Source organism: Ruegeria sp. BHSC043 (assembly GCF_059612985.1).
In genome coordinates, this window is record NZ_JBXWRS010000005.1 from 123,456 (window position 1) to 139,544 (window position 16,089).

Below are 16,089 nucleotides of genomic sequence, written 5' to 3' on the forward strand. Positions count from 1 at the left end.
ATTCAGATCACGGGTCGAATGGGAACCAGATGGTTGTCCCAGTGGACCCGAGGATGGGGCGATACCGCCGGGGTTGGCCCAGCCAAATGCCCCACATCGCCGTGCCCGGTGGTAAAGACAAAGCCGGATGGCCCAGGGCCCAACCCGCACACGTCGCTGAACGAATGGGCGCGGTCAAAACGGACCGCCTCGGCATCAAAGACGAGCAGCGCGTTGCCGCGCGGGCAGGTGATGGCGACCTGTCGTCCCTCGGCGGAAAAGGCGACACTGCCCGCATAGCCGGCTAGCGTCGCCTGTATGTCTTCCGGCACAGACAGCAGGTGGTAACGGCCACCCCGCCGATGCAGCCCCAGCAGGGCCGGCTTGTGGGAGAAGTCGCCCTGCCACTGCATTGCAAAGGCCAGCAGGCCATCCGCGCGAACGGCCAGATGTCGGATCGAATTCTTGTGCAGCGCCGCGGGGAGTTCGACCTGCTCTAGAACCGATCCGTCGAGGCTGACATAGGTCAGGTTCGAGCGCATGGTCGGCAGGTTCAGCTTGGTGCGCCCTGTGTCCGGATGGGTTTCGATGCCGCCGTTGGCGATGGCCAGAGACTTGCCGTCGGGCATCAATACCACGTCATGGGGGCCGACCCCAGACGAAGAAAACTCGCCCATCCGGGCATAGCCCTCAGCCGCGTCCCAGACGCCGATGACCCCGGTGCCTGCCTCGTAGTCGTTTTCGGTGGTGAACAAACGGCGGCCGTCGGGCGAAAACGCGCCGTGGCCGTAGAAGTGACGCCCGTCGGGCGCGTCGAGCCGGGCCAGCTGGTTCCCGGTCGCGCAATCGACCACCAGCGCAAACCGCCCCGGGCGGCGCGCGAATGCAACGGCCCGCGCGAGATGCGGATGGGCGGCGGCGGCATGCCCGCGGCCGGGCAGGGGGACCAAGAACCGCAAATCTCCCGAACTGGTCAACCCGAGCAGGCGGTACGACCCGTCGTCGAACAGCGCAGCCGACAAGAAATCGGGCGAACCGACCGCAGCCCAGCCAGGCAGGGGGGCAAGAGCGGCGGCTGCCAGACCGGCCAGAAATCCTCGGCGGCTGGTCATGGGTCAGTCTCCGTCCAGCGAATTGAACCCGGCGCTGATACCCAGGGTCGGACCCAGCTGTGCGGCGGCAAGGCTGCGGATGTCGTTGATCGACTGCCGTAGCGCCTCGACCCGAAACCGCCCCTGTGGCTCGGCCACGCCGGCCAGCGCGGGATCATCCAGCGCCTGCGCCCGGGCGATGCTGCGGGCAAAGGCATCGTCCAGCGAGGCCGCAATCTGCGGGTGGTCGGCCGCCAGTCGCGCCGCCAGATCGCGCAGCGCCACCAGCGACAGTTCCACATGCCGCAGAGACCGCAGCGATCTGCGGGCCTCGGCCCGGTTGGGGCGGGGGCGGTCGAAACTGCCCATCGGGCGGCCCAGACGGGTATCGGCCGTGAATTCGAGCCCGATGACAAGGGCCTTGTAGAGCTCCTGCAGGGCTTCGTTGGACGACCGATAGGGGCTGTCCGGCCCGGGTTGGGTAATGATGCGGGCATAGCCGTGCCAGTCCCGGTCGATGGCCCGGGTGGTGCGATGGATGTCGGCGGCGATGGCGCGGATCAACCCGCAGCGATAGGCCGCATCGCCCTGATCGGCAAAGGCCGGGTCGTACAGCATCCTCTCGAGCGCGAGGAAACCGCGCCCGGCGATCGAGGTTTCGGCAAAGGCATCGGGGTCGGCAATGGCCGGGTCTTCGGCCGCGATCATCGCCGACAGCGCCTTGGGCGTGAACCCTTTGCTGTCGGGCCAGAAGGCCAGGGCAAAGGCACGGTTACCGACTTCGGTCGGGCCGAACCGCAGGTGGCTGGCGGATATCCAGGCGTCGAAGGCGGCGTGATAGGCCGCGCGCAGATCGGCGGACCCCGGCGCGCAGTCGGCCCGTGCAGCGGCATCCAGCGTGGCCGTCGCTTCGACAAGGCGGTCGAAACGCGGCAGGATATGGGCCTTGGTTACGTCGACCAGGACCGCATCGCAGTTCTGTGCCACCGCGCAGAGCGTGATCAATGCGGAAAGGATCACGGCAATCAGGCGCATCGGTCACAGACTTTCGAGGAACCGGATCAACGCATCGCGGTCGGGCTTGGGCATGGAAACGACCGCATCGCGCGCGGCTTGGGCCTCGCCCCCGTGCCACAGGACCGCTTCGAGAAGCGAGCGCGCGCGGCCGTCATGCAGGAACTGAGTGTGCCCCGAAACCCGTTCGGTCAGGCCGATGCCCCATAGTGGCGCGGTGCGCCATTCGCGGCCCGTGGCGCGGGCCTCGGGGCGGTTGTCGGCCAGTCCCTCGCCCATGTCGTGCAGCAGCAGGTCCGTGTAGGGCCAGATCAGTTGGAAACTGTGCTCGGGCCGGTCGGGCAGGCGGTGGGTGACGAAAGCGGGCGTGTGACAGGACGCGCAGCCAATGGTGTGGAACACCTCTTTCCCGCGCAGAACCTGCGGGTCATCCACATCGCGCCGGGCGGGAACGCCCAGGTTGCGGCTGTAGAAGGCCACCAGATCCATGCCCTGCTGGTCGATCTCGAAGCTGCGTTCGTCGCCGTCACCATGCGGGGCGGCCTGGCAATCGGCCTGCGCCGGGGTGCAGTCGCCAAAGGGCGCGGGGTAGAGCGGGCTGGAAATGCCGATATCGCCGGCGAAGGCTGCGGCTGACTGCTCCATGATCGTCGGCATGCCCGCCTTAAGCCCGAACCGGCCCAGCATGGGTTCGCCGAATTCCCTCGACCACACGATGTTGGGCCGCCCCGAGATCCCGTCTCCATCGGTATCTTCCGGGTCGGCCTGGGCCAGGATGTCCTCGGCCGGGATCGCCTCGAGCAGGCCCAGACCGATCATTTGCGGCGCAACGCGCGGGCTGAGCATCGCGTCAGGGTGCAAAGGCCCATAACCCAGATCGGCCGCTCTGTAGGTGGGCTTGCGCAGCGACACGGTTTCGCCGCCGGACAACTCCACCGGTATCTCCTCGTAGGTGATGTCCAGCCGGTACTCGGCCTTGTGGCCGGGCAGGGCAAAATCCTGCATTTGGCCGCCATAGGTGGGTTCGGGCAGGGTGGCGAGATAACCCTCGATCCCTTCCGGCGCGTCTGCGGGCGTCCCGGGGATGGAAACGCGCAGGAACATCGAAATGGCGTTGTCCTCGGGTCCGGCAGGGGGGTGGCCACGCCCGTCCTTGATGTGACAGCGCTGGCACGACCGCGCGTTGAACAGCGGCCCCAGCCCGTCCGAGGTCACGGTCGAGGACGGGGCCGACACCCAGACCTTCTTGAACAGCCCGTTGCCGACCTTGAAATCCAGCTCCTGCTCAAAGCTCAGGTTGGCCGAGGGTTGCGAGAACGCATCCGCATTGGTACGAGCGCGCACCGTCGCGGCGCCTGCCGGCAGGTCTTCGTAGCGCTGGGACTGCGAGAAATCCGACGGCACCGCGGTGGCTGCGGCGATACGTGCCCTTTCAGCGTCGGTTCGGGGGAGAGGGGTCAGGTGGGTGTCCCGCAGATCCTGAGACAGGGAGGGGGTGGCTGCAAGAACGGCCACCACGAAGAGGCCCGCCTTATTCGGCCTCGTCCATTTTCGATGTATTGAGTTGCGCATAATTTGCTTCGCCAAGCCTTTCATACAGGTCAAGCTGGGTTTCGAGGAAATCGATATGCCCTTCCTCGTCCGCCATGAGTTGTTCAAACAGCGCCATCGACACAAAGTCGCCGGCCTGTTGGCAGTATTCGCGCGCTTCCTTGTGCAAGGCCCGAGCGTCGATCTCGGCCGGCAGGTCGCATTCCAGCGTTTCCTTGGTCGTCTGACCGTTACGCAGCGGGTCGAGCTTCTGCAGGTTGGGGTGGCCGCCCAGGAAGATGATCCGTGCGATCAGCTTGTCCGCGTGCTGCATCTCTTCGATGCTTTCCTCGCGGCTTCTCCTGGACATGTGGCCCCGGCCCCAGTCCTCTTGCAGGCGGTAGTGCAGCTAGTACTGGTTGACCGCCGTCAGTTCATGCCGCAGGGACGTGTTGAGGTATTCGATGACCTTTGGATCGCCTTTCATTTACGCTCTCCTGTGTTGACCCCGCACGAAGAGTACGGAGTTGCATGGGTGCCCCAAGGGTATCGGTTGTGCGTATCGTGTCGAGAAACAGTGGAATGCAGCCGCCGCAATCTGCCGATTTCCCCAGAGCGTGGTAGATTTTTCCCGGCGTGAAGATCGCTTGCGGATCTGCCGCGCTCTGGCTGGTGGCGTTTCAGTGAAAAACGGCATCAGGGTTGTCGAGGCTGTCAGACCCCTCGAACGCGATCTGGTCCAGATCCAGCGCTGTCACGATCCGCTCGATGGTCTTGGTCTGGTCGATCAGGGCGTTGACGCCCCCCATGATCAGCGCTTCGCCACCCGCATGGCCGCGTTCGAGCATCTGGTCATAGGCCAGCCCGGCTTCGGCCGTGGTCTTGATCCGGCCCAGGGCCTGCATCGTGTTGGCCAGCTTGGTCTTCATCTCGTCGTCCAGTTCAGGGGCCGAGGCCAGAACCAGATCCGACAGGGAGGGACCGGAAACCAACGTGCCGTCGATGCGGACATAGCTGCCCAGATACACGTTCTGGATGCCCAGCCCGTCATAGTAGTGGCTGTTGTGGGTGTTGTCCGAGAAACAGTCATGTTCCTCTTCCGGGTCGTTCAGCATCAGGCCCAGGCGCATCCGCTCACCGGCTTGTTCGCCGTAGGACAGCGACCCCATCCCGGTCAGAATCGCGGTCAGACCAGCGCCTTCATTTTCGAACAGGGCTGCGCGGGCGGCGCCGCCATCGTGCCATTGGGTGGCCATCCATTCCAGGTCATTGACCAGCAGATCGGTTGCGGCCTGAAGGTATTGCGCACGCCGGTCGCAGTTCCCGTTGGTGCAGGCATCGCCCTGCGCATAGTCAGTCCACGGGCGGTTTCCGGCGCCGGGACCATGGCCGTTCATGTCCTGTCCCCACAGCAGAAACTCGATGGCGTGATATCCGGTGGCCACGTTGGCCTCGATCCCGTCCGCCTCGTGCAGGGTTTCGGCCAGCAGAGTCGGGGTGATCTCGCTTGCATCGATGGTTTCTCCCGACAGTTGGAAGGTCGGGTTGGCGATCACGTTCAGGGCCGCAAGCGCGTTTTCGTCGGTGGCCCCGCCATAGGCCGCATCGACATAGTCGATCAGGCCTTCGTCCAGCGGCCAAGCGTTCACCTTGCCTTCCCAGTCATCGACGATCGGGTTGCCGAACCGAAAGACCTCGGATTGTTGATAGGGCACCCGAGCCGCGATCCAAGCCGCGCGAGCGGCCTGCATGGTCTGGGCCGAAGGGCGTTCGATCAACGCACCCACGGCCGCCCGCAGGCGGTTGGCTGCGGTCAGGCTGTCTTCGTAAGTGGCTTGGGCGATATCGGCATAGGTGTCCAGCACGGCTGAGGTCGCCGGAGCGCCTCCGGCTGATGCGGCCGAGGCGATCAGCAAGGTCAAGGTGCTGGCGGCGGAAAGAAAACGGGGCATATTTTCGGAGTCCTGTTTCAATGAAAATTCGGCGCGCGAAGTCGATGCGCGGCACCGAATTACTGAGTTAAATTGTCAGGTATGTCAATCTGAGTTTTTTTGTCAGCTTTTTGGGCGCGGCGATGCCGGGGCTTTGCATGGCGCGCCTCACTCGCCTCCCCATATCCGGCTAGGCTGAGACCCGCCGTTCTTTATTGCCTGACGGTCCGGGCCGGGTAGAATGATACGGTGATTTCGGGGTGAGTGGTGCCGGTCGTGTTCAAGTATCTGGTGGTTTCTTTGCTGGTTCTGTCCACCGCATCCCGGGCGCAGGAGGCCAAAAGCGAAACGGGTCCCGCAACGCTTAAGATCGGCATCCACGCCATGGACCTTACACTGTCTCTCTCGGTGCCCGGTCTGGATATCGTCGGCTTCGACCTGCCCGCGGGCGACAATGCCCAGCGGGCCCAGGTGGCGGCGGCGGTCTCGGAACTCTCGCGACCGCTGAAACTTTTTGTCGTGGCGCCCGAGGCGGACTGCGTCACGGTTTCCGCCAATGTGGCGCTTGTCGAAACGCCCGGCGGCGAGGGCCGCAAGGCGCCCGAGTTCGAGGCCGAGTATTTGATCCGTTGCCGCGACATCAGCGCGATCAGCGCCCTGCGCACCGCCTATTTCGACCGATTCCCCAAGGCCCGCCGTCTGGTTGTGCTCGTCCGGTCCGAAACCGGCACGCGACGGTTCGAACTGACGCCCCAGAGTCTGGCAGCCGATCTGTCCGGGTTGACCTGACTCCAGCCATTCGGGTTCTAGGTCCTTTCGTGAAAGATGAAGCCTAAAAAGTTCAGCAGAATTTGCGCGGCCAGAATCTGGGTGCTTTCCGTTGGGTCATAGGCCGGAGCAACCTCGACCAGGTCGATGCCGACGACATTGCCGTGGCGGGCCAGCCCCTGAAGCAGTTCCAGCACATCATAGTACAGAAATCCGCCATGGCTGGGCGTTCCGGTGCCTGGCGCGATCGAGGGGCAGAAGGCGTCGATATCGATCGTCACATAATACCGTGCCCCGGCGGGAATGCGGTCGAGAACTGCTGGTGTTCCCAACTTGCGCACTTGCCGGACCGACAGGATGTCGGACCCGCGGGCGCGTGCGTCTTCGTATCCGTCCCGAGCGGTGGACGAGACGTTGCGAATGCCCAGTTGCGTCATGCCCGAGACATAGGGCTTCTCGATCGCGCGCCGCATCGGGTTGCCGTGTCCGGCCGTCACGCCGTGCCGCTCGTCCACAAAGTCCAGATGGGCGTCGATCTGGATCACATGGATCGGTCCGTTGCGGGCGCAATCATCGGCAAAGGCGTTGATGCAGGGAATGTTGACCGAATGATCGCCGCCGATCACGACCGGCAGCGCGTCTGCCTTCAGTATCTTGCGCACCCCGTGTTCGATGTTGGCATGGCTGGCTTCGGTTCGCGTGTGGATGATGTCGGCATCGCCCAGATCGACGATGCGCACGTCGCTGCCCAGATAGGTGGCGTCGTCTTCGTGGTCATAGGCGCCTGCATGGCCAAAGCTGAACAGGGTCGAGGCCTCGCGCACCGCCCTCGGGCCGAAACGGGCGCCACTGCGGTACTGGCACCCAAAGTCGAAAGGAGCGCCCAGAATGGCTACATCCGCGTCGATCCGGTCCCAATCCTGCACATAGGGTTTCTTCGCAAAGGTCGGAATGCCCACGAAAGGCAGGTTCAGGCGACCGGTCTCGTATCCGTGATCTGACATCTTGGCTCCGTTTGTTGCGTGCGCTGGCGGCGATCACGAGGCTAACAGCAACGTTGGCGCAATCAACACGCCTGTCGCGGGCGGATCCTGAGCAGACATATAAGGAACAAATATCAGTGATTTTGCTGCCATTATGCATTAATCTAGCGCGATATGGCTCATTTAGCCTGTGCGTAATTTGAAGGTGGCACTTTCATTTGCCGGTCCGCGGGTCTGGGCCTTACGATTGGGCAGATCCGCCGTTTCCGATTTCTGGAACGTGAAAACCCGACACAAGAGATTGCGCCATTTGTTTGGGGAAGGGAACGGCCATGACCACGGAAGCGATTTCAAATTCTAAGCCGATCAACGCCACTGCGGAAGACTGGGGCAAGATCTTTGCCGTTCTGCCCAGCGAATTGGCCAAGAATAACCCCGACCAGTTGCAGAGCCGTTTTGAATTGTTCGAGGTGACCGAGGATGCGGTCCTTGCGCCGGACGGAATGTATGTCGTGCTGGACGGGATCGTGAAGCTGCGGCAGGGCGGGGTCAACCTGGCGACGGCCGATGATGGTGACTATTTCTATGAGGAACATCTTGAAATCCCGGATCTCCCTGTCAGCTTGCAGGCCGTCGCGCTGCCGGGGACGCGGATCGCCTATCTCTCGCGCGGCAAGTGGCATGAAATTCCGTCCGAGATCCGCGCCGAGTGTTTCGCGACCCTGTTCGGCGATCTGGTCAGTGTGCACCTGCAGAATTTCCAGCAGCCGATCAACTGCTGCAGCGTGACCGCGGCCGCGCTGAGCATGTCCGCGCTGGGCTTCAGTTGCGAGGTGAACGACATTTTCCGTGTCTGCGAACTACCCACCAGCTTTGTCGTCAATGACGGCATCTCGCTGGGTGAACTGTTCGACGTGGCCTGCACCTATATCCATTCGCAGGGTCTGCGCGACCTGGTGCAGGTCCAGGCCTATTTCATGGACGAGGCCACGACCTCAGTGCCGCTGCTGCTTGAGGCGATTGACGAATCCAATCGCCTGGGCGGGGACAACGACATTCTGGTGGCGAATTTTCAGGTTGGGGTCGCGCATGGCAAGCCCACCATGCCCGGCGGCCATTTCGCGGTGATCGCCAAGTGCAACCCCAGCACCGGTCTGGTGCACATGATGGACGTGCATCCCGAAAAATACGGCAAGCTGTGGGTCACCACGATCGACCGCTTGTACGCAGCCATGTCCGACCGAGACGGCACGTCGATGCGGGCGCGCGGTCTGTTGCGGTTTTCCGCGCGCGAGGCGGTCAAGACCACGTTGCAGACCTTCCGTCAGGACTGCAACTACGTGGACAGCACCCGGTATCTGGCCCGAGACCCCAAGAAACGCCGCAACCTGTTCCGGCGGGCCAGCCCGAACATGAACAGTCTAGGCGTTCTGGCCGAAAGCCTGCAGATTCTTGGCGATGTCCAGGTCACCGAAGACAAGCTGCTGATCGCGACCCAGACCTCGTACACCGAGGCGCTGAGCCGGGTATCGACCGCCAAGAAGATGAGCGAGATGGCCCAACGGTATCTGGCCGGCACTTCCGAGGTGCATATCGGCAGCACGTTCCGCAGCTATGCGGAGCGACCCGGCAAGGACAAAAGATCGCCGCAAGACTGGTTCCGGGATCAGCTGCGCAGTCTGAACGAACATGAGGGGCGCCACCTGATGATCAACATCGACTTCAACCGCGTGTTGGGGTTCGAGGTGATCCGGCCGCCTGAAAACGTGTTCCGCGAGACGGCGCTGCTGGAAGAGTTCTGGTGCCTGTGCATCGCCTATGACGAAAAGGCCGACCTTGTCACCGTCGTCGACATGAGCCCGGCCACGTCGCAGGTCTGGCAGGCGCCGCGGGGGCATATCTTTCGCGGGCTGCGCGACCTGAAGAGTCCGGCCATGCTGGTGATCGAGGAGACCCAGCCCCCGGAAGACCCCAGCGACGTGGCGCGGATTGTCCGAGAGAACCCGCTGGTTCTGTTTTACGAGGACGAGGACCCGTGGTCGCATATGTTGAAGAACATCCTGGCCAATATCGGCGCGACCTCCGTTAGGCTTGTCGATGTCGCTGGGCACGGGGCCAATGCCATGAAAATGCGCCGGCAACTGGTGGCGGAAAGTGGCAAGGAAAAGGTGCCTTATCTTTTCTTCAAGGGGAAATGTCTGGGCAAGCGCAGCGACATCGTCGACATGATCTTGGACGGCAGCCTGCAGGAAGAGATGAAGAAGGCTGGTCTGCCGGTCTTGCTGCGCCAAGAGTCGCCGAGCCTCGACAAGAACATCTTCGGCTACCCCAAGGGCGGGTTGACCGCGCCGCCGAACGGGCGGCGGAACGTTCTGTTGTGCGCCTGCGGCTCGTCCGCGGCCGACAAGGTGCCGGAACTTGTCGCCCGGATCACCAAGGCGGGCCACAACGTGAAACTGATCCCCTCGGTCGCCGCCGAGAAATTCTTTCGCGACATCGGATCCGACAAGGACGCCGAGGCCCGGAAAGCAAAGCGGAACCGCAAAAAGTCCAAGACCCAGAAGGTCGAGGACTACATCACCCACAACGATTACTACCGTGACGATGACGAGTGGAATTTCCGCTATACCGAGTTTGCCATGCCGTTGCGCGCCTCGCATCTGGCTTTGTGCGACTGGGCCGATTGCGTGATCGTCGCGCCGGTCACCTGCAACACGATGGGTAAAATCGCCAACGGCATTGCAGACAACTTGCTGACCTCGGTTTTTGTGGCCTGGCAGTACCGCAACAAGCCGGCGATCCTCTGCCCGGCCTGTAATACCAACATGTGGAACAACGTCACCACCCAGAAAAACGTCGAAAAGCTGCGCGATCTGGGGATCGATCTTGTCGGTCCCCGCAAAGGGCGCCTTTCGAACGGGATGATGGGCATCGGAATGATGGCCACGCCCGACCAGATCATGGAGGTGTTGGAAGAAGCGTTCGAAGAGCTGGAAAACCACGAACACAACATCTGCAAATGGGCGCAGGAGGCCGCGGCTTCGGATGATTTCAAGCGGTGGGAACCCGTGCTCAAGGCCATCGACGACGGGATTGCCGGCATCGACATCGTGGACGACAACAATGGCGACACGCTGCTGCACTATGCAGCCGGCGGCGAGGGCGAACTGACCGAGAACGGGCAGGACCTGGGCAAGCCGGACATCGAGGCCGCCAAGGCTCTGATCGCCCGCGGTATCAACGTGAACGCAACCAACGATCACGGCTTTACCAGCCTGCATGTGGCGGCGATGAACAACTCGGCCGAGATGGTCGCAACCCTGCTGGCGGCGGATAGCATCGATGCAAGCCCGCTGATCCATTTCCTGCAGGATCCGGTGCGTTCCAGGGGCATCAGGGTGTCGGACGAGATCCGCGCAATGTTGGAAAACTGGGCCAACACCCATGGCCTGTCAGAGCCGGAAGAAGTGGAAGACGAAGACGACCTGATCGAAGACCGCGAGAAGACCTATCTGTACTTCACCTACGGATCGCTCAAGAAAGGATTTCCGAACCACGACGCGCATGCGGATGTGCTGGATGATCTGGTCGGGCCTGCGATCACCCGGCAGCCGATGCCCCTGATCGTTCCCAAGGAGCCGTTCTGTGACAACCCGAACTGTGCCTATCTGCACCGCATGGCCACGCTGGTCGACCGCAAGGGCACCGGGCGTCCGATCAAGGGCGAGGTCTATCGGGTCACCTCGGGCGGGTTGAAGGAGTTGGACAAGCTCGAGGGCTTTCACGGGCCGGGCGCGGCCGAAAACGTCTATGTCCGCAAGCGGATCAACGTTCTGATGGATGGCGTGAAAAAGCCCGCCTATGTCTATGTCATCGCCAATCCGGAAAAATACCTGGCCGATCTGGAGCGCGGCGCGTCCGAGTTGGTGGACGAGTATACGATCGACATGGCGACGGGCACACTGAAGCCGGGGTACGAGGCGGTGACCTAACCGCTCTGGTGCGCCACTGCCGGGGGCGCGCCGGTGGCCGGTCGCGCCTTCACGCTGAGGTTCCAGCCGGTGATCGCGATCATGCAGATCAGGACGAAGGGCCAGAAGGCGGCCTTTGGGATCAGATTGTCCCTGTAGTGGATGACCCACAGCGACGGCGCGGATTCCGAGGCGAACAGATAGGTGTTCACCGAGACAGCCAGCAGCATGAAATACATCAGGAAAAAGAACGATTCCATGTAGATGACCGGCGACCCGGCAAAGCCTTCGCGCAGTTGCACATGAGCCAGCAGGATCACGAAGAACAGGACCGAGCAGGTTCCGATCACGCCCGATGTGCTGAAATCGTGCCGCTCGACCAGGCTGGGCTTGCGCGTAACGGTCATCACCGCGCCGAACAGCAGCATCGTCACCACGATCAGCGGAATCATGTGCACCACGAAAGCGTTGGCGAAATTGCGTTTGATGACGAAATTATAGTGCAGTTCCGGAAGATTGGTCTGAAACTCGTTCTCGCCGATGCCCAGCGTCGTATCCAGATCGGACAATTTGTAGTCGAAATAGGTGTTCTCACGCTCCCACGTCCCCATGACGATGCGGTTGTCGATGCCAAAGATGTCCTGCGGTCCCGTGGCGGGGTAGGCGGTGAAATCCGGTACCAATGCCACGTTGACGTCGAAGCGCCCCGGCCAGAACCGGACCCAGACGGTTTTGTGATCGAACGGATAGCTGGTGTAGTCGAAAGACTGGCGCAGGGTCTGTTCGAAATACCACCCGATCAGCGTACTGCCGTCCCTTTTCATTCGGTAGGCCTCTTGGATCACGCCATTCGCGACATCGACCGCTTCGGGCAGGAGAAAGCCCACCTCGTCCCGGTCCGGCCGGATCGCATCGTGTTCGCCATCCAGATAGTGTTGCCAGACATAGCCCGAGACCCGCACGTCGCTGGCGCCTTCGAAGCTGAAGCTCTTGATGAAGATGCCGGTCTTGACCCGCAGGTCCGGCGCGTTGTCCAGCCCGGCTAAAATGGTATCGACGGCGGCCACATCCGGCAATTGCGTTGGATCGTTGTCAAACCGGTTCAACGCGACCCAGAGCTTGAACAGAACCAGCATCAAGACGGCGGACAGGATGCCCGACAACAGCCAAACCTTTTTTTCGATCGTCATCCGGGCCCTTTCGGTCTGATGTATCTGTCACTCCGCGGGTTCCGGCGCCAGGAAATCCAGGCTGCCGGTCAACGACCGCGATATGCCCATCTGTGCGAACCCGGATTGCAGCGCGTCGAATTCCGCATGGGTGCGGGGGTCCATCCCGGCGCGTCCGGCCTCGGCCAGAATACGGGTCTGGCGGATGGACAGATCGACCATCGGCAGGGGCTCCGAGGCGGTAAAGGTCGCAAGATCGTCGGCGAAGGCAACCGCGCGGTCCCACTCGTGCCGCGCCAGCATCACCGCGCTGGCGTCGGTATAGAAATGCAGGTGGCTGTGGCCCACGCAACCCTCGGCGATGATGGCGGCGCCCTGCGCCAGCAGATCGTCTTGCCGATCGGGATCATCCAGCGCCAGCGCCAGTGCCGAAAGGGCTTTGGGGCCGACGAAGTTGCGTCCGTGTTCCAACGCGATGTCAACGGCCTGTCCCCCCGTTTCGCGCGCCGCGCTGACCTCTCCGATATAGGCCTGAGTCCGGGCAAGATGCTCCAGCGCCTGCGCCTCAAGCCGTTTGGCCCCAACGCGCTGGGCGATCGCGGCAGATTGGGCGAATGCGTCACGCGCGCCGTCGAGGTCTCCCTGAAAAGTACAGGCCACACCCAGACAGGTCTGGGCCACGCATTCGGGGACGAAGGCAAAGTATTTCTGGCTGATCTCGATGGCTTCCTGCGCGTCGGCGCGGCCCTGGGCGACGTCTCCGGAGTAGCTGCGGGCAACGCTCAGATTGTGCAGGTTGGCGGCCAGATCGCGCACCAGACCGTGTTCGCGTGCCCGCTCGACCGCCTGCGTGTAAAATGTGGCAGCCGTCTGCATGGTGGCGTTCATGAAATTGGCGTCGCCAAAGCCGCTGAGCGCACCGACCTCCAGCCGCGCCGATCCCAGCTTGCGGGCCAGCTTCAGGGCGATTTCGTTGCTGTCCATGGCGTCCTGAACCCGGCCGAGCGGGAAATAGATGTTGCCCCGCACATAGTTGATCTGCGCCAGATCCCGTTCCAGACCGCTGCGTCTGGCGGCGGCTTCGGCAATCTCCAGGCTGTTCAGCGCATCCTGATACCGGCTGGCCTGACGGGCGGCCTGGGCCAGGCCGATATGGACCCGGCAGATCTGTTCGTCGCTGTCGGCCAGCGCCGCCGCTTCGCTGAATTCCCGCAGGGCGTCGTCGGAAAGCCCCTGCAGCCGGTGGATTTCGGCGCGCGCGCAGTACAGGTCCAGCCGAACGTCCGGCGAGGCAGGCAATTCGAGGGCGCGCTCGATCAGGGGATTGGCATCGTCGAACTGGAACGACTGGATCAGGTTTTCTGCCGCCTCCAGATAGGCCAGGGCCGCATTCGGGGCGCCGGCCCGGTCCAGATGCCTTGCCCGCAAGGTGGCGTCTTTGCCTTCGTACCACCGGGCGGCCTGTTCATGCAGCCGGGCGCGTTCGGATTTGACCAGCGTCGCGTACGAGCCGTCGCGGATCAGGGCGTGAGCGAACATCAGATCGGACCCGGTTTCGCGGATCAGCGCGGTGCGGGTCAGGGTCGAGATGTCCAGTTGATCTTCGCCCAGCAGAAAGCTCAGAACCTCGGGCGAGAACCGTTGCCCCAGAACCGAGGCCGACTGGATCGCCGCCCGGCTGCTCCGGTCCAGCCCGTCCAGCCGCGATTGCACGATACCCTGGATGCTGCCCGGAACGGTTTCGCGGGTCAGGGCATCGATGTTGCGCAGCAATTGTTCAAGAAACAGGGGGTTGCCGCCCGCACGCTGAACGCAGGTTTCCAGAAGCGCGGGGTCGATGGCAGTGAATTCCTCGACCAGCATGCGGGCCTGCGCGTCACCCATCGGGGACAATTCCAGTTTCGAGATCAGCGCGCCGTCGGTGGCCATTTCCCAATCGCGATCAATCGGATCGCCTTCCACCCGACTTGTCATCTGAAGGACACAGGGCAGATCCCGCGTTGCCGAAGCGATCTGGCAGCATTGGGTCAGGATCTCGGGCGAGGCCCAGTGGATGTCCTCGACCTGGATCAGCAGGGGGGTCTCGCGGCTGCGGGCCCTCAGCAGATCTTCGATTACCTGACGCCGGCCGCGCATGCGCGCGGCGTTGTCCATCGCCGCATACACCTCGGCCAGGCCGGGCTCTTGTTCGAGGTCGAGCAGGGCGCTCAGATGGGCCGAACCGGCCGGGCTGACCCAGCCCCGGTCGATGGCTTGCCGGACGGCGTCGGCTCCTGCACCGCGGGCGTCCGATGGGTCCAGTCCCATCAGGCTGCGGGCGATGGACTGGATGGCGGAATGCCCTTCGCGGGTCCCGAAATCCATCACCACGCCGGAATGCACGGCGTAGGACAGGCTTTCGGCCAGGTCCGCCACCTGTTCGGAAAAGTGGGTCTTGCCGATGCCGGGTTCGCCCAGAACGATATGCACCTCGCCCTTGCCGTGTTGCTTGCAGCGGTCGAATGTGGCCGAGAACAGCGACAGCTCGCGGGCGCGTCCGATGAACTTGTGCCGGCGCGCGCGGATGTTCCGGGTCAGGCGATCCAGGCGCCAGACTTCGACATCCTTGTTCAGGCCCTTGATGGCCTTCGTGCCGATCGCCTCGCCGACGAACAGCGGCCCCAGGGCCCTCTGGATGTCGTGCGACACCAGTGTCTCGCCCGGGGCCGAGATATCGGTCAGGCGCGAGGCCAGGTTCACGCCGTCGCCCGTCACCGTGTATTCGGTATGGGCCGCGCTGCCGGTGTTGCTGGCGATGACCTGCCCCGAGGCGATGCCGATATGGCACGACAGCGGCGGGTCCAGCGTGGGCAAGGCGGCGTGGATCTCCAGCGCGGCGCGTGCGGCCCGTTCGGTGTCGTTGGTATGCGAGATCGGTGCTCCGAACACGGCCATCACGGCGTCGCCGATATGCTTGTCGATCCGGCCACCGTACTTTTCGACCGCGCGATCGACCTTGCCGAAGAATGCGTTCAAAAGGGCGTGGATGTCCTCGGCGTCGCGCTCGCTGGACAGTTTCGTGAACCCGGTCAGGTCGGCGAACAGAACGGTGACCTGCCGTCTCGCCGGTTCCGGCGCGGTCGCAGGCTGGTAGGGGGTAACGGTTTCGGGTTCATCCAGTTCGGCGATGGCGCGCAGCAGCCGCCGGCGGTCGCCCACGGCGGTGACGCCGATCTCGCGCAGGTCCTCTCCCGTCAATTCGGGAAGGATCGCCAGATCGATCTTGTTGTCCGTGAACGCCTGGGCGTAGTCCGACAACCCAAGCGCGCTCAGCCATTCCTTCAGGTCGCCAGACATCGGGGCCCTCAGAAGCATCCACCCAAGCTCAGCCTAGACCAGAACACAGGGCCGAGTCTGCATTTTTCGTGCCATAGGCGCATGATGTCTATGCATTTACTAGGGCGCCCTTCCCGAGACCGAGCCATACCTACAGGCAGATTCCAAGCTCTCAGCCTTGCAAAAACCTGAGTGCAGGCCTGTCGATTCGCCAGGGCAATACCGGCTGCGACCTGATCCAGATCAAGTCGACATTGACTCGCGCAGACTATGCACGCAGCACGAACGGAGTACCACGCATGTTGAACAAACCGGTGGGCGGCACGTGTCTGCAGTCG

9 protein-coding genes and 1 pseudogene are annotated in these 16,089 nt (G+C 63.0%); 2 read left to right on the forward strand and 8 right to left on the reverse strand.

The window, feature by feature from the left end:
- Positions 1 to 2 precede the first annotated feature (2 nt).
- From AC2FMM_RS10635 to AC2FMM_RS10655, 5 genes and pseudogenes are all read right to left on the reverse strand, one after another.
- Entirely contained in the window at positions 3 to 1,091 is a 1,089-nt protein-coding gene (locus AC2FMM_RS10635; protein ID WP_496796529.1) for a DUF1513 domain-containing protein, read from the reverse strand.
- A 3-nt stretch (positions 1,092 to 1,094) separates the two neighbouring features.
- Positions 1,095 to 2,105 (reverse strand): imelysin family protein, encoded by a 1,011-nt coding sequence (locus tag AC2FMM_RS10640; RefSeq protein WP_496796530.1) that lies wholly within the window; start codon positions 2,103 to 2,105, stop codon positions 1,095 to 1,097.
- A gap of 3 nt (positions 2,106 to 2,108) precedes the next feature.
- Positions 2,109 to 3,599 carry a di-heme oxidoreductase family protein gene (locus tag AC2FMM_RS10645; protein WP_496796531.1) on the reverse strand — a complete coding sequence of 497 codons (1,491 nt, stop codon included), beginning with the start codon at positions 3,597 to 3,599 and terminating at the stop codon, positions 2,109 to 2,111.
- A gap of 16 nt (positions 3,600 to 3,615) precedes the next feature.
- Positions 3,616 to 4,101, reverse strand: a pseudogene (gene bfr, locus AC2FMM_RS10650) (bacterioferritin).
- Positions 4,102 to 4,294: 193 nt separating this feature from the next.
- Positions 4,295 to 5,566: an imelysin family protein gene (locus tag AC2FMM_RS10655; RefSeq protein ID WP_496796532.1), complete on the reverse strand. Its 1,272-nt coding sequence runs from the start codon at positions 5,564 to 5,566 to the stop codon at positions 4,295 to 4,297.
- 255 nt (positions 5,567 to 5,821) lie between these two features.
- On the opposite strand from AC2FMM_RS10655, the gene AC2FMM_RS10660 reads away from it, so the two are divergent.
- The gene (locus AC2FMM_RS10660) at positions 5,822 to 6,334 is read left to right on the forward strand and encodes a ZrgA family zinc uptake protein (RefSeq protein WP_496796533.1); all 513 of its coding nucleotides are present in this window, start codon (positions 5,822 to 5,824) and stop codon (positions 6,332 to 6,334) included.
- 17 nt (positions 6,335 to 6,351) lie between these two features.
- On the opposite strand, the gene speB is transcribed toward AC2FMM_RS10660, so the two are convergent.
- Complete coding sequence (gene speB / locus AC2FMM_RS10665; protein WP_496683415.1) at positions 6,352 to 7,317, reverse strand: agmatinase; 966 nt, start codon at positions 7,315 to 7,317, stop codon at positions 6,352 to 6,354.
- Positions 7,318 to 7,628: 311 nt separating this feature from the next.
- Here speB and AC2FMM_RS10670 point away from each other — a divergent pair, with 311 nt between their 5' ends.
- A complete protein-coding gene (locus tag AC2FMM_RS10670; protein WP_496711299.1) occupies positions 7,629 to 11,288 on the forward strand; it encodes a flavoprotein in 3,660 nt (1,219 codons plus the stop codon).
- Here AC2FMM_RS10670 and AC2FMM_RS10675 read toward each other — a convergent pair.
- The gene (locus tag AC2FMM_RS10675; RefSeq protein WP_496796534.1) at positions 11,285 to 12,457 is read right to left on the reverse strand and encodes a hypothetical protein; all 1,173 of its coding nucleotides are present in this window, start codon (positions 12,455 to 12,457) and stop codon (positions 11,285 to 11,287) included. The genes AC2FMM_RS10670 and AC2FMM_RS10675 overlap by 4 nt on opposite strands.
- A gap of 27 nt (positions 12,458 to 12,484) precedes the next feature.
- Positions 12,485 to 15,772 carry an adenylate/guanylate cyclase domain-containing protein gene (locus AC2FMM_RS10680; protein WP_496796535.1) on the reverse strand — a complete coding sequence of 1,096 codons (3,288 nt, stop codon included), beginning with the start codon at positions 15,770 to 15,772 and terminating at the stop codon, positions 12,485 to 12,487.
- Positions 15,773 to 16,089: the final 317 nt, after the last annotated feature.

Coding starts and splice junctions, on each gene's coding strand:
- speB (WP_496683415.1), bottom strand. CDS start 7,317: ATGTCAGATCACGGATACGAGACCGGTCGCCTGAACCTGCCTTTCGTG.
- AC2FMM_RS10655 (WP_496796532.1), bottom strand. CDS start 5,566: ATGCCCCGTTTTCTTTCCGCCGCCAGCACCTTGACCTTGCTGATCGCC.
- AC2FMM_RS10635 (WP_496796529.1), bottom strand. CDS start 1,091: ATGACCAGCCGCCGAGGATTTCTGGCCGGTCTGGCAGCCGCCGCTCTT.
- AC2FMM_RS10670 (WP_496711299.1), top strand. CDS start 7,629: ATGACCACGGAAGCGATTTCAAATTCTAAGCCGATCAACGCCACTGCG.
- AC2FMM_RS10640 (WP_496796530.1), bottom strand. CDS start 2,105: ATGCGCCTGATTGCCGTGATCCTTTCCGCATTGATCACGCTCTGCGCG.
- AC2FMM_RS10675 (WP_496796534.1), bottom strand. CDS start 12,457: ATGACGATCGAAAAAAAGGTTTGGCTGTTGTCGGGCATCCTGTCCGCC.
- AC2FMM_RS10680 (WP_496796535.1), bottom strand. CDS start 15,772: ATGTCTGGCGACCTGAAGGAATGGCTGAGCGCGCTTGGGTTGTCGGAC.